The 13600-nt window shown below is 68.5% G+C and carries 14 protein-coding genes; 7 read left to right on the top strand and 7 right to left on the bottom strand.

Going from position 1 to position 13600, the window contains the following annotated elements:
* Positions 1–41: 41 nt before the first annotated feature.
* Entirely contained in the window at positions 42–1217 is a 1176-nt protein-coding gene (locus tag N8888_RS13715) for a thiolase family protein (protein WP_053519550.1), read from the bottom strand.
* 182 nt (positions 1218–1399) lie between these two features.
* On the opposite strand from N8888_RS13715, the gene N8888_RS13710 reads away from it, so the two are divergent.
* On the top strand, positions 1400–4228 hold the full coding sequence (locus N8888_RS13710) for an autotransporter serine protease (RefSeq protein WP_263175229.1): 2829 nt from the start codon (positions 1400–1402) through the stop codon (positions 4226–4228).
* Between the two features lie 58 nt (positions 4229–4286).
* On the opposite strand, the gene N8888_RS13705 is transcribed toward N8888_RS13710, so the two are convergent.
* Positions 4287–5384, bottom strand: a complete 1098-nt coding sequence (locus tag N8888_RS13705; protein ID WP_053519551.1) for a Glu/Leu/Phe/Val dehydrogenase dimerization domain-containing protein — start codon at positions 5382–5384, stop codon at positions 4287–4289.
* Between the two features lie 280 nt (positions 5385–5664).
* On the opposite strand from N8888_RS13705, the gene N8888_RS13700 reads away from it, so the two are divergent.
* Entirely contained in the window at positions 5665–6747 is a 1083-nt protein-coding gene (locus tag N8888_RS13700) for an HDOD domain-containing protein (protein WP_065174851.1), read from the top strand.
* A gap of 3 nt (positions 6748–6750) precedes the next feature.
* On the opposite strand, the gene N8888_RS13695 is transcribed toward N8888_RS13700, so the two are convergent.
* From N8888_RS13695 to N8888_RS13685, 3 genes are read right to left on the bottom strand one after another with little or no spacing between them, the layout of a single operon-like run.
* On the bottom strand, positions 6751–8319 hold the full coding sequence (locus tag N8888_RS13695; protein ID WP_263175228.1) for a phospholipase D family protein: 1569 nt from the start codon (positions 8317–8319) through the stop codon (positions 6751–6753).
* 42 nt (positions 8320–8361) lie between these two features.
* Positions 8362–9060 (bottom strand): RNA pseudouridine synthase, encoded by a 699-nt coding sequence (locus N8888_RS13690; protein WP_065181817.1) that lies wholly within the window; start codon positions 9058–9060, stop codon positions 8362–8364.
* Between the two features lie 48 nt (positions 9061–9108).
* A complete protein-coding gene (locus N8888_RS13685; RefSeq protein WP_053519555.1) occupies positions 9109–9609 on the bottom strand; it encodes a M48 metallopeptidase family protein in 501 nt (166 codons plus the stop codon).
* A 63-nt stretch (positions 9610–9672) separates the two neighbouring features.
* On the opposite strand from N8888_RS13685, the gene N8888_RS13680 reads away from it, so the two are divergent.
* On the top strand, positions 9673–10230 hold the full coding sequence (locus N8888_RS13680; protein WP_053519556.1) for a DUF2058 domain-containing protein: 558 nt from the start codon (positions 9673–9675) through the stop codon (positions 10228–10230).
* A 125-nt stretch (positions 10231–10355) separates the two neighbouring features.
* Positions 10356–10622 (top strand): DksA/TraR family C4-type zinc finger protein, encoded by a 267-nt coding sequence (locus tag N8888_RS13675; RefSeq protein ID WP_053519557.1) that lies wholly within the window; start codon positions 10356–10358, stop codon positions 10620–10622.
* Positions 10623–10632: 10 nt separating this feature from the next.
* Here the strand turns inward: N8888_RS13675 and N8888_RS13670 are convergent, their stop codons facing one another.
* Both N8888_RS13670 and N8888_RS13665 read right to left on the bottom strand, forming a co-directional pair.
* A complete protein-coding gene (locus tag N8888_RS13670; protein WP_080375333.1) occupies positions 10633–11226 on the bottom strand; it encodes a mechanosensitive ion channel family protein in 594 nt (197 codons plus the stop codon).
* 35 nt (positions 11227–11261) lie between these two features.
* Entirely contained in the window at positions 11262–11441 is a 180-nt protein-coding gene (locus N8888_RS13665; protein ID WP_053519558.1) for a hypothetical protein, read from the bottom strand.
* Positions 11442–11565: 124 nt separating this feature from the next.
* Between N8888_RS13665 and N8888_RS13660 the strand changes: the two genes are divergently transcribed.
* From N8888_RS13660 to N8888_RS13650, 3 genes are read left to right on the top strand one after another with little or no spacing between them, the layout of a single operon-like run.
* Positions 11566–12144, top strand: a complete 579-nt coding sequence (locus N8888_RS13660; protein ID WP_065174854.1) for an RNA polymerase sigma factor — start codon at positions 11566–11568, stop codon at positions 12142–12144.
* Positions 12141–12674, top strand: a complete 534-nt coding sequence (locus N8888_RS13655) for a hypothetical protein (protein ID WP_053519560.1) — start codon at positions 12141–12143, stop codon at positions 12672–12674. Before N8888_RS13660 ends, N8888_RS13655 begins: the two co-directional genes overlap by 4 nt.
* Before the next feature lie 8 nt (positions 12675–12682).
* A complete protein-coding gene (locus N8888_RS13650; protein WP_053519561.1) occupies positions 12683–13564 on the top strand; it encodes a DUF4097 family beta strand repeat-containing protein in 882 nt (293 codons plus the stop codon).
* Positions 13565–13600 lie beyond the last annotated feature (36 nt).

Below are 13600 nucleotides of genomic sequence, written 5' to 3'. Positions count from 1 at the left end.
CGATCCCGCATTCATTTTTGCGAAATCGCAGTTAAACCTTTTTAAATCAATTCGATGGCAATTGCGGTCGCCTCGCCACCACCGATGCACAGGGTGGCAATGCCGCGCTTGCCACCGCGCGTGCGCAGGGCGTTGACCAGGGTCACCACCAGGCGTGCCCCGGATGCGCCGATCGGATGGCCCAATGCGCAGGCCCCACCATTCACGTTGAGCTTGTCATGGGGAATGCCCAGTTCGCGCATCGGGGCCATCGCCACCACGGCGAAGGCTTCGTTGATTTCGAACAGATCCACCTGGTCCAGCGACCAGCCGGTCTTCTGCAGCAATGCGTGGATGGCGCCGATCGGTGCGGTGGTGAACCACTCCGGCTCCTGCGAATGCGTGGCGTGGCCGACGATGCGTGCCAGCGGGGTGATGCCGCGGGCCTTGGCGTCTTCCTCGGTCAGCAGCACCACGGCGGCGGCGCCGTCGGAAATGCTGGACGAGCTGGCAGCGGTCACGCTGCCGTCCTTCTTGAACGCCGGGCGCAGGGTCGGAATCTTGGCGATGTCCGAGCGGCCGGGCTGTTCATCGGTGTCGACCTCGACCTCACCCTTGCGGGTGGCCACCTTCACCGCGACGATCTCGTCGGCGAACGCACCGTTGGCCTGCGCCGCCTGCGCGCGCTTGACCGATTCGATGGCGTAGGCGTCCTGCTCCTCGCGGCTGAACTGGTACTTGTCCACGGCGCACTCGGCGAATTCACCCATGGCCTTGCCGTCGTAGGCGTTGACCAGGCCATCGTGGGCCATGTGGTCCACCGCCTGGAAGTTGCCGAAGCGGTTGCCGGTGCGCGAGTTGGGCAGCAGGTGCGGCGCGTTGGACATCGACTCCATGCCGCCGGCAACCACGACCTTGGCCGAACCGGCTTTGATCAGGTCATGCCCGAGCATGATGGTCTTCATGCCCGAGCCGCACACCTTGTTGAGGGTGCTGGCACCGACGGACAGCGGGATGCCGGCGGCGATCGCGGCCTGGCGGGCGGGCGCCTGGCCAAGGTTGGCCGGCAGCACGCAGCCCATCAGGACTTCGGAAACGTCGCTGGCCGGGACACCGGACTGCTCCAGCGCTGCGGCGATGGCGGCCGCGCCGAGGGTCGGGGTCGGCACACCGTTGAACTGGCCGAGGAAGGAGCCGATGGCGGTGCGTTTGGCGGCGGCGATGACGATGTTGGACATGGCAATCTCGTTGATGCGTAAGCAATGTTCGGAAAGGAGACCGGGGGCGTTGGATGCGCTCCGGTTTCCCGGCAGACTGCGTGGGGGTCGGCCCAAGTATAGAGGGTCGGGGATGGCTGCCGCTGGATGGCGCCGCATGCCCGCCGGGATGAAGGCGGGCCAACGTTCATGGGATGGAATCGATGGAACGCACGACGATGGCACGGTCGGTCCTGGCAGCGGCGCTGGCGATGGCGCTGACGGCGTGTGGGGGCGGAGGTGGCGGTGGCAACGTGCGCGTTGACCCGCCGCCCACCACGCCGCCGCCTGCACCGCCGCCGCCGACCACGCCGCCCCCGCCCAAACCGCTGGAGCCGGCCTTCGATGCGCACCTGTCGGTCACCCATGCGGGTGCCGCGCAGGCCACCGGTGCCACCGGCAGGGGCGTGCGCATCGGCATCGTCGATTCGGGCGTGCTGCGCGCGGCCGCCGCGCTGAACGGGCGGGTAGTGGCCAACCTCACCTACATCGACCCTGCCCGCAACAATCTGGGCGTGGACGATGTGGTCGGCCATGGCACTGCCGTCGCCAGCCTGGCCGCGGGCGCAGCGGTCGGGCGCTGGCCCGGCGGCATCGCGCCCGGTGCGCAGATCGTGTCGGCGCGGATCATCTCCGACAAGCCGCCGGCAGACGACGGCAGCGGCCAGGGCAATTCCTTCAGCGGCACCCTCGGAGTGGCCCAGGTGCACCGCGACCTGATCAGCTACAACGTCAAGGTGATGAACAATTCCTGGGGCGGTCTGTACTGGACCGACCTGCCCACCACCGCCCAGGTCGCCGGCGAGTACCGGCCTTTCGTCATCAATCACGGCGGGCTGGTGGTGTTCGCCGCGGGCAACGACGCGCGCAGCGAGCCCAGCAGCCTGGCGGCGTTGCCGGGCCAGGCGGGCGTGGCAGGCTCGCGACCGGCTGCGGATCTGGAGCGCGGCTGGCTGGTGGCCACGGCCGTCGATCCCTACGCGCCGGACACGCTGGCCGGTTACGCCAATGCCTGCGGCCAGGCGGCGCGCTACTGTCTGGCGGCGCCGGGCAGCGCGGTCTATCCGGATGACGCGGGCACCAGCTACTTCTGGAACTACGGCACGTCCTTCGCCGCACCTCTGGTGTCGGGCGCGGCCGCGCTGGTGTGGGAGCGGTATCCGTACTTCGACAACAACCTGGTACGGCAGACCCTGCTCGGCACGGCCAAGGACATCGGCGCCGCCGGCGTGGACCCGGTGTTCGGCTACGGCCTGCTCGACATCGGCAGGGCCATCAACGGGCCGGGACGTTTCGACTGGGGCGACGTGATTGCCAATGTCGACGCAGCATCCACCGGTTCGGTCTGGAGCAACGACATCGTCGGCAGTGGCGGCTTGGTCAAGCAGGGCGCCGGCGTGCTGGCGTTGACCGGCAACAGCAGCTACAGCGGTGCCACCCGCATCGAAGGCGGTGTGCTGTCGCTGCGCGACGGCGGCGTGATCCGTTCCGGCGTGAGCATCCTGCCGCAGGCCGATCCATCATCCAGCGGCCTGCAGTTCAATGGCGGCACGCCCCGCGTGGTCGGCAATGTGACCAACGGCAGCAGCGTGTTCCTGACCACTGCCAACACCACGGCGACCATCGAAGGCAACTACGTTCAGCAGGCCGGCGCACAGCTGATGATCGCGCTGGGGGCCAACGCGCTGCAGGTCACCGGCAGCGCCCGTCTGGACGGTGGCGTGCACGTCCACGGATTCGTCGATGGCTACGTGCCGCAGGACGGTACCCGGCAGGATCTGATCCATGCTGCAGCCGGCCTGACCGGCACCTTCAGCACCGCGGCCACATCCAGTGGCCTGCAGGGGCTGGCCCTGCTGCAGACCAGCTATGGCTATGACAGCAACAACGCATGGTTGAACCTGACCCGGATCAGTGTCACCGCCGCTGCGCGTGGGCTCGATGCCGGTGTGCAGACAACTGCGGCGCGGCTGGAAGGCGCGTTCGTCGAACTGGACGGCAACCACGCGTTGCAGGATTCGCCATTCGGTGGTGCAGCGGCCGGCCTGCAGCGCAGCACGGGCCTGGCGGCCACGCTGGAGAGCCTGTCCGGCAAGGCCCACGCGCGTGCCGAGGCGGCGACCTTCGACAGCATCGACATGTCGCGACGCGCGGTGGCCGCCCGTTTCGATCGCGTGCAGGCTCTGCCTGCGCTGCGCGGTGCCTGGCAGAGCACGTTGGGCGAGGCAGGGCAGGGCAGTTTCGCTGGCAGCGCCACCGACAGCCGGGGCTGGATGGCCGGTCAGGACGTGCCGCTGGGCAGCCATGGCCTGCTGGGCATGGCGTTCGGTGAAACACGCAGCAACGGTGGCAGTGCCTTCAACGGTGATCGCGGGCAGGACCGCCAGGCGCAGGCGCAGCTGTATGCCGGCTGGAGCGTTGGGCGCGGTTATGCACTGGCGCAGTTCGGCGCAGGGCGGTTCACCCGCGAACTGGACCGGCAGCTGCTGCTGGGTGCAGGTGCCTACGGCGTTTCCGCGCGCTACGGCGGTCGATTCAGCAGCGCCAGTGTCGAAAGCGGCTATCGCTTCGGCACCGTCGGCGCGTCGTTGACACCGTATGTCGGTGCCAGTGGCACGCGGGTGGATACCGCGGCGTTCAACGAGCGCGGCGGCTTCGGTTTCGGCCTGCGGGGTGAAGCCAATCGTGCGCAGCGCAGTCAACTGCTGGCGGGGCTGCGCGGCGAGCGTGGCTGGGGACGCTGGACGCTGCGCGGGCACGCCGAATGGCAGCAGCGCCTTCAGGGCGCCGCCGGGGAGTGGCAGGCCAGCTTCGTCGGTGTCGACGCGTGGGCACCGTTGCCCGGTGCCGACTCACCGCGTGGCAGCGCCCTGCTCGGGCTTGCGCTGGAGTCGTGGTGGGGACGGAGTGGCCGTCTGAGCCTGGGCATCGATCAGCGTGTCGGCGGTGATGACGCACGGCAAGCGGCGCTGCGTTACAGCGCCGGGTTCTGATCCATCATGGGGTTGCCGGCGCCCGGAGGGGCGCCGTGCCGAGGCCCGGCAGGGGCGGTCAACCGCCGCGCAGATTGCCCAGGCGCGGGGTGCTGCGGCCCAGCGGCATCTTCAGCTTGCCGATCGACAGGATGCGGCTCTCGGCGATTCGGTCGGCCGCACGTTGCGGCGCGATGTTCTCGCGCTGCGACAGTTCAAAGATGCGTGTCAGGTTGTGGTAGATGCTGCGGATCAGGCGCATCGCGCGCTCGCGGTTGTAGCCATCGATCTCCAGCGACACGTTCATCACGCCACCGGCATTGACCGCGTAATCGGGTGCGTACAGGATGCCGCGCGCGTGCAGTTCATCGCCGATTTCCAGGCTGGACAGCTGGTTGTTGGCGGTGCCACAGATGATCTTGGCCTTGATCCGCGGCAGGGTGTCGGCATTGATCGAGCCTTCCAGCGCGCACGGCGCGAAGACGTCGGCATTCACTTCGTGGATCTCGTCCGGCTTCACTGCTTCGGCGCCGAAATCGCTGACTGCGCGATCGACCAGAGCCGCGTCCAGGTCGGTGACATACAGCTTCGCGCCGCGGTCGCGCAGCAGCTTGACCAGTTCCATGCCGATGTGGCCCAGGCCCTGCACTGCGATGCTGGTCTTGCCCACTTCCTCGTGGCCGAACTTGAAACGCATCGACGCCATCAACGCCTGCAGCGCGCCGTAGGCGGTGAACGGTGCGGGATCTCCGGAGCCGCCATGCACCTGGTGGACGCCGGTCACGAACTGGCTTTCCAGGTAGATGTTCTCCATGTCGTTGACGTCGGTACCGACGTCTTCGGCGGTGATGTAGCGGCCACCCAGCGAATCGACATAGCGACCGAAGGCGCGGAACAGGACTTCGGTCTTGTCCGCTTTCGGATCGCCGATGATCACCGCCTTGCCGCCACCGACATTGAGGCCGGCCAGCGCATTCTTGTAGGTCATCGTCCGGCTCAGCCGCAGCACGTCGGCCAGCGCTTCGTCGGTGCTGGCATAGGGACGCATGCGCACGCCGCCCAGGGCCGGGCCCAGGGTGGTGTTGTGGATGGCGATGATCGCCTTCAGGCCGGCGTCATGGCTGTGGCAGAACACCACCTGTTCGTGGCCGGTGGTGGCGAGGGTTTCGAATAGCATGGCGTCTCCGATGGTGCGAACGGCGGCGAACTGCAGCGAACGACCAGTGAACGGTAGGGTCCCAAAACAAAAAAAGCGACGTCGTCGGTGCAGGGGGACGGGTCGCGCGGCGCCATTCTAGTCCATTCCCCGAGTGTCTGCCGTCGACGTCGACGGGCACTGCGGGTTAAAGAAGATGAAAGCGCGGCCGATGCTGCGTCGATGGCCAGTGGCCGGATCGTGTGAAGAGACAGAGACGGGCCATGGCGAGCGCAGTACGACATCGACAGGATCACGGCCGGTGACGCTGGCCTGGGCACGCAGGGTACGCGGCTGGCTTGCGTCGCTGACCGGCGCGGCGCCGTCGCGTCTGTCGGCGGGGCCGCGTCAGGCGGTGGCCGCTGCGGCTGCCCGCCTGCAGGGAGACCCAGTGCCCCCGGGAGAGATCGCCGCGCAGCTGCAGCGTGGCCTGCACGCGCTGGCGCTGTACCCGCGACTGGCGGGCGAGCCCGGCCCTGTCGATGCCGCCAGCGCCGGACTGGCGCAGGCGGTGGCGGACGCGCTGCAGGATCGCGACTGGGCGACGCGGCAGCTGCCGCGCCGGCCGCAGCTGCTGCCGCAGCTGATCCAGACCGTCAACGATGATGCCGCCTCGGCACGGGTGATGGCGGCGATCATCGGCCAGGATCCGGTACTCACGGGCAACCTGCTGCGTATCGCCAACAGTCCCGCGTACAAGGTGCACGAACGCCCGGTCGAGAGCCTGCAGCGGGCGGTGACCCTGGTCGGCACGGAAGGCGTGCGGCAGATCATCAGTGCGGTGCTGGTGCAGCCGGTGATGCAGGTTCAGTGCGAGCGGTTCCCGCAGTTCAGCACGATCACCTGGGAGCACGCCCTGCTGGCATCGCGTGCTGCTGCCGACCACGCACGCAGCGTGAACTCCGGCGATGCCTTCGCTGCGCAGTGGCTGGGCCTGGTGCAGGGACTCGGTGCGGCGCTGGTGATGCGCCAGCTGCTGCAGGAAGCCCAGGCGCGCGGCGAGGACGTGCAGCCGGCCCTGGCCCTGCAGCTGCTGCAGCAGTGGTCGTTGCCGCTGGCACAGCGGGTGGCCGCCGCCTGGGAGCTGCCCGACCCGGTACACCAGACCCTGGCGGCCGACGCCTCGGGCCCTCTGTCCGACAGCCTGCGGCTGGGCAGCGCAGCGGCGGCGGCGAGCCTGCTGTGCCGGCATGGCCACTCCACCCAGGGCCGCATGCTGGCCCTGCTGGAGCAGCTGCCGTCGGCTCCGCCCCATGCGCTTCGCTGGATCTGGCGGCGCCTGCATGGTCGCAGCGTGGAAACACTGGACGACGCCCCGCATGAAGGCGAGGCCAGGGCACACTGAGCGCTACAGCTGCGATTCCACCGGCAGCCAGCTGATGATCCGCGACAGCCAGCGCTGGCGCCGCGTAGCACCTGGCTCGTCCTCCACCCAGCGCGGCGGAGGCTCACGCTCCAGCCAGCGCAGCCGATCGCGGTTGTCCACTGCCAGCCACCAGCTGTGCCTGGCGTCGGCCAGGCGCAGGTACTCGTCGCGCAGCTGCGCGCCCAGCACGGGATCGTCGAACAGCACCCCCATTTCGGTGTTGAGATAGGCCGAGCGCGGGTCGAGGTTGAAGGAACCGACAAAGCCACGGCGGTCGTCCACCAGGAAGGCCTTGGTGTGCAGGCTGGCCCCGCTGCTGCCGAACAGGACTGCATCGCCCGGCTGGCCCTGTGCCTTCAGCTCATACAGGTGCACGCCGGCGTTCAGCAGGGGCACGCGGTAGCCCATGTAGCCGCCGTGCACGGCCGCAACGTCGTTGGCGGCAAGGGAGTTGGTCACTATGCCCACGTGCACGCCGCGCGACGCCATTGCCGAGAGCCCGTCCAGGCCCTCGTTGCCCGGCACGAAGTAGGGCGAAATCAACAAGGCCTTGCTGCGCGCGGACTCCAGTTCACCGATCAGCCCGGTAACGAGCCAGCTGCCGCGGTCGTCGTTGCGGTGTTTCATCGGCGGATCCGAGACGATGCGCACGGTGCTGCTCCAGTGCAGCGGCTCGGGGCTGGGACGCTGCCGATGGCGTGATTCGGCCACGCGCGCAAGAAAGGGCCGGGCAGCATCGCGCTGCGCTTCATGGTCGGACTCACGCACCAGAAGGCGAAGCTGCGCGTCGGTATGGAAGGCCAGCGCGGAGACCGGAATCGCCGCCGGGCTGTTCCAGTAGTCGTCGAATATCCGGTTCGCCTGTGCAACGGCAGGGCCGGCGACCAGCAGGTCCAGGTCCTGGAAGTTCACATCCGTGCGCGCGCTGAAATACTCCTCGCCGATGTTGCGGCCACCGACGATGGCAACACGGCCATCGGCGATCCAGCTCTTGTTGTGCATGCGGTGGTTCACGCTGAAGAAGCGCTGCACCATCTCCACCATGCGCAGGATGCCGCTGCGGTTGCGGAACGGATTGTAGAGCCGGATCTCGATGTTCGGATGCCGGTCCAGCGCCATCATCAGCGCGTCCTTGTCCTTGGCATTCATGTCGTCGAGCAGGATGCGCACGCGCACCCCGCGCTCGGCGGCGTCATGCAGCGCTCTGGCCATCAGGTGACCGATCAGGTCGTCGTGCCAGATGTAGTACTGCAGGTCCAGACTGCGCCCGGCCTGCGCGGTGATCATCGCGCGCGCCGCGAATGCATCCATGCCATCGCCGAGGAAGGCCACGCCGGATTGCCCGGGGTGCGCCTCCTGCAGCGGCACGACCTGCTGGTCGATGCGGGTCTGCGCCGGTTGCAGCGGCAGTACGTGCGACGGCTCACCGTGCGCCTGTGGCGTCAGGTGGTCGGCCAGCAGCAGTCCGGACAGGACCAGCAGCAGGAGGATGGCGAAGATGATCGCAACGACGCGCAACAGGCGTCGCCACACAGGCGCAGGCGGGCTCATGGCCCCATGCTAGTGGATCGGCGTGCCGCGCGGCGGCGGGCGTCAGAACCGTTCGTCGCTGCCCACGTAGCGCCACTGTCCCGGCGGCAGCGGGCCCAGTGCCACCCGGCCGATGCGCAGGCGGCGCAGGGCGGTGACCTGCAGGCCAGCGGCAGCCACCGCGGTCTTCAGGCCCTTGGCCGTCAGCCCCTTGCCGGCGAAGCGCAGCCGCTGCTCGCTCTGCCAGCTCACCTTGGCCCCGCCCGACTCCTGCTGCAGCCGGGCCAGCAGCCAGGGGCCCCGTTCCGGCCCGCCTTCTGCCACTTCGACCAGATACTCCTGTTCGGTGCGGCCAAGATTGCGCTGCAGGTGGGCCAGCGTGGCCGGGTCCTGGCTGACCACGACCAGGCCGCTGTCTGCCGCGGGCAGGGACGCAGCCAGCTGCAAGCCGTGGAAATGGCGCTGCAGTGGCCGGATGCCGCTGGCGTCCAGAGCGCTGTGGCTGTTGCTGCTGACCAGCGCACACAGGGTTTCGGCGGCAGCACCAGCCGGCTTGTGCAGCAGCATGCCCACGCGCTCGGCCTTGCTGTCATTGGCCTGTTCATCGACCACGATCACCGCAGTGTCATCGACCGGGCGCTGTGGCTGTTCGACCACCTCGCCATCGACCGTGACCCAGCCACCTTCAATGTAGCGCCGCGCTTCGCCGCGCGGGATGCCGAGCAGGGCGGACAAGCGTTTGTCGAGGCGTATCGGTTCCATGGGCGGGCAGGTCGGGCGGGGGCCGCGCAGTGTAGCCCCTGCGCGCGGTCAGCGCTGGCTGCGGTTGGCCAGCTCGGTCAGGTACAGCCGGGTGTCGAATTCCAGCTGCAGGTAATCGGGCTCCATGTGCTGGCAGAGCTGGTAGAAGGCCTTGTTGTGGTCGGCTTCCTTCAGATGCGCCAGTTCGTGCACCACGATCATGCGCAGGAAGGCGGCCGGCGCCTGCCGGAACACCGTGGCGATGCGGATCTCACGGCTGGCCTTGAGGCGGCTGCCATGCACGCGGGAAATGGCGGTATGCGTGCCCAATGCATGCTTGATCACTTCCAGCGTGTTGTCGTAGCAGACCTTATTGAGCGGTACCGACTTGCGCAGGTAGCGGTCTTTCAGCTCCTGGGTGTAGTCGTAGAGCTGGCGGTCGCTGCGCACCTCATGGGGCTCGGGATAGCGCTGCTGCAGCCACGGGCCGAGCCGGCCCTGCGCCAGCAGTTCGCTGACCTGGGCGACCAGGGGTTCGGGATAACCGGTGAGGTACTTCAGGACTGCCATGCAGGGGCGGCGGGGCGTCGGTAGAATGGGGGCATCCAAGATTACACGCGGTACGCACCGACCATGGCAAAGCCCAACGCGCTGCAGGAACAATTGCTCAAGGCCGGCCTGGCCAAGAAGTCGCAGGCCAGCGCCGCCGCACGCGAACAGGCCAAGGCGCGCCAGGGCAAGGCTGAATCGACGTCGGCCGAGGTCCAGCGTGAGGCTGAACGCGCCCGCGCCGAGAAGATCGAGCGTGATCGTGCCCTGGCCGCCGAGCGCAACGCACAGGCCAGGCTGGCCGAGCAGAAGGCGCAGGCAAAGCAGATCATCGCTGCCCATGCCGTGCCGCATAAGGGCGAGGACGAGTATCGCTTCAGCGATGGCAGCACGATCCGCACCCTGCTGATCGACCCCAAGCTGCGCAAGGCGCTGTCGGTGGGCGTGCTGGTCATCGTCGCCCAGGGCGAGGGTTACGCGTTGCTGCCCCGTGCTGCGGCGGAAAAGGTGCGCGAGCGCGCGCCGGAAGCCATCGTGGTCGACCACGGGCAGCCGGGCTCGACGGAGGAGATCTCCACCGGCAACGCCGAAGATGATGCCTACTACGCGCAGTTCCAGATTCCTGACGATCTGGTCTGGTAAGTCGCTGCCGCAGGCGTCCCCACGGGCAGACAGGTAGCTGAAGCACGGGCCGGGCGGGGCACTGCCCGGCCTTTTCCGTGGGTGTATCGTCCCCATATCAGGCCACACACCTGCGGAGGACGGACATGGCTACCGGTTGGGCGGGAGATGGCGCGGTCCAGGACCAGATCGACGCGACGGTAGACGATGCGATTGCCCGCGCGCGGCGCCAGCTGCGCCAGGGCCCGGGTCTGGAGCACTGCGAGGAATGCGACGCACCGATTCCGTTGGCGCGGCGCAACGCCGTGCCCGGCGTACGGCTGTGCGTGGCCTGCCAGCAGGCGCACGATGAGGAAGAGCAGGCGCACAGCAGCTACAACCGTCGCGGCAGCAAAGACAGCCAGCTGCGTTGATGTGGGCGGCTCAGCCGTCGCCCTGGATGCCGCCCGGCGCCTGTGCCGGATCGCGCCAGCGGCGTACGGTGCGCTGGAAGAACAGGTTGTTCGGCAGCTGCAGCACCGTGCCTTCGTGGCCTTCGCCGGTCTCCTGCAACGTGGTGTAGATCAGGTTCACATCGATCACCCGGCCCTTCAGTCCGGGCTTCTCGCCGTTCTCCAGCACCTCGATGTAGTCATGCAGGCGGAACGGGCGGGTAGTGAAGATCAGCAGCGTGCAGAAGATGTTGGAGAGCACGCTCCAGGCCGCGAAGAAGGCCACCGCACCGACGGCTGCAAAGCCCGTGAATGCCGTCCACAGCACTGCCGGTGAGGCCCCCAGCAGGCTCAGGATGTACAGCAGTGCACTGAAATAGACCACGAAACTGGTGATGCGGCGCGCGCCCATCACCATTTCCGGCGGCAGGGTGTAGTGGTCGGCGAATCGGCGGATCAGGCGGCGCGCCAGCAGCCGCAGCAGCCAGGCGGCCAGCAGGACGAGCGCGATCTGCAGGGCGATGCCCATGTTGTGCAGCCAGGGATGGGTCCAGGCCGGCAGGTGATCCTTCAGCGACAACATCATGGGGCGACAGCAGGTAGCGGTGGTGGTCGCCGATGTTACCCGGCACGTGCCGGCGATTCGACCATCGGCCTCCACGCCAGGCACACCAGCTCCTGGCGCTGCTGCTGCAGGCAGGCCCGGCCGCGCTCGGGGTGGAGCTGCAGCGACAGGCCAAGCACCTGCAGCGCGACGCAGGCAGCGACGGCCAGCAGGGCGGCACACGATGGGCTGGACATGGCGGGCTCCCGGACGGTATTTCACGAAGGACCCTCCATGGATGCAGCGGCCGCCGAAAAGGTTGCATCGTGCCTGGCAGGAATCGGATCTAAACCTTCTGCGGGACTGGCGCATCCAAGGACTATGCTCGACACCACCATGCCCGCACCGCCTGCTGCCTCCGACGCCGTCGACGAACCTGCCCTGGTACGGGCGGCAGCCGGTGGCGATACAGCGGCCTACGAACTGCTGTATCGACGCCATGCGCCACGGGTGTTCGCCGTGCTGTGGAGGCTGTGTGGCGGCCAGCAGGCACGTGCGGAGGATGCGCTGCAGGAAGCGTTCCTGCAGGCGTGGAAGGCACTGCCCGGGTTCCGCTTCGAAAGCAGCCTGTCGACCTGGCTGCATCGTCTCGGGGTCAATGCCGCGCTGATGGAACTGCGCGGCCGGGCGGGAGGACACGATCACGACAGCCTGGATGACGTGGACGGTGGTGTACCGGAGCTGGCCGTGCATGACCGCTGCGCCGGCACGGAGCGCGACCTGGAACGTGCGCTGGCGACGCTGCCCCCACGGGCGCGGGCGGTGCTGGTGCTGCACGACATCGAAGGCTGGAAACACCAGGAAATCGCCGAGCAGCTGCAGATGGCTGTCGGCAGTTCCAAGGCACAGTTGCATCGTGCGCGTGGCTTGCTGCGTGCACGGCTGGGAGACATGACATGACGATGAACGACCCCGACTACGACCACGATCTGCTCGCGCGCCTGCGCGCCTTGCCCCGCGAGCGCAGCGTTCCGGAGGACGGCTGGGCGCGGCTGTCGGCCAGCCTGCCACCGCGCGGGTCCGCCCCCGGACCGCTCCCGGCAGCAGGCAAGGTGGTGGCGATGACGCCGCGTCCGCGACGGCGCTGGTGGCTGCCGGTGGGCGCGGCGCTGGCCGCCAGCCTGGCGGTCTACGCGGTGGCACCGTGGTGGCAGCCGCCGCAGGCCACGCCGGCGCCTTCCGGGCTGCAGCTGCAGGCCGCAGCGATGACCGAGCAGTACCAGCAGGCGGTGGCCTCCCTGCCGCAGGGTGGGGCAGCGGAGTGGCAACCGGCCCTGCACGAACTCGACCGCAGCGCGGAGCAGATCCGCGCGGCGATGGCGCAGGATCCACGTGCGCCGCACCTGCTTGGACAGCTCAAGCGCACCTATGCGCTGCGGCTGGAACTGACCCGGCAGGCGGCGCAGGCCGCCGCCGGACTGACAACCTGAGGAGACCCATGATGCGACCCCTTCTTTTCTGCTGCGCCGCGCTGCTGCTGGTACCGGCTGTGGCACTGGCCGACACGCGTGTCGACGAACGCCATGCACTCGCCACCGGTGGCCGGATTGAACTGAGCAACGTGGCCGGCAAGGTCACCGTGCGCGGCTGGGACCGCAACGAGGTCCAGCTCACCGGCAGCCTCAGCGACGGCCTGCAGCTGCGTCAGGAGAAGAGTGCCAACCGCGTGCGGTGGGAGGTGGAATATCCACGCCGCAGCAACAATGGCGGGGCCACCCTGGTGTTGAACGTGCCGCGCTCGGCGGAACTGCTGCTCAGCACCGTCAGTGCGAGCCAGGACATCAGTGGCATCGATGTGCGTCGGCTGCAGGCCGATACGGTCAGCGGCAGCCTGTCCGCGGCAGGCCGCAGCGGCGACACCAAGCTCAACACGGTCAGCGGCAGCGTCACTGCCCGCCTGCAGACGCCGCGGCTGGACGTGAACACCGTCAGCGGCCGCATTGACGCGGGGGGAGGCGTGTCCGGCGACATCGGTGCGCAGACCGTGTCCGGACGCGTGGATGTCGATGCGGGGCGCATCCAGCGCCTGGCGGTGGAGACGGTGTCAGGCAGCATCGAACTGGCCGCTGCCGGTCTGGCGCCGGGGGGGCGCATCAACGTCGAATCGGTGAGCGCATCGGTCAATCTGCGGTTGCCGCGGACCGTATCGGCGCAGCTGTCGGTGAACAGCTTCAGCGGCTCGATCAACAGTGATGCCGGCACGGTGGAGCGGCCGCGTTATGGGCCGGGCAGCAATCTCGACACGCGGCTGGGGGGCGGTGACGGCGATATCCGCATCCAGTCTCATTCGGGCAGCGTGCGGGTCCGACTGGACCGCTGAGCATCGACCGGCAGGCCGCGGCGGCAGCGCCGCCGC

This window comes from Stenotrophomonas maltophilia (genome assembly GCF_025642255.1).
In the GTDB taxonomy this organism is placed as follows: Bacteria; Pseudomonadota; Gammaproteobacteria; order Xanthomonadales; family Xanthomonadaceae; genus Stenotrophomonas; species Stenotrophomonas maltophilia_P.
Note: the sequence above shows the minus strand (reverse complement) of the source record. Positions and strands in the feature narration are given on the sequence as shown.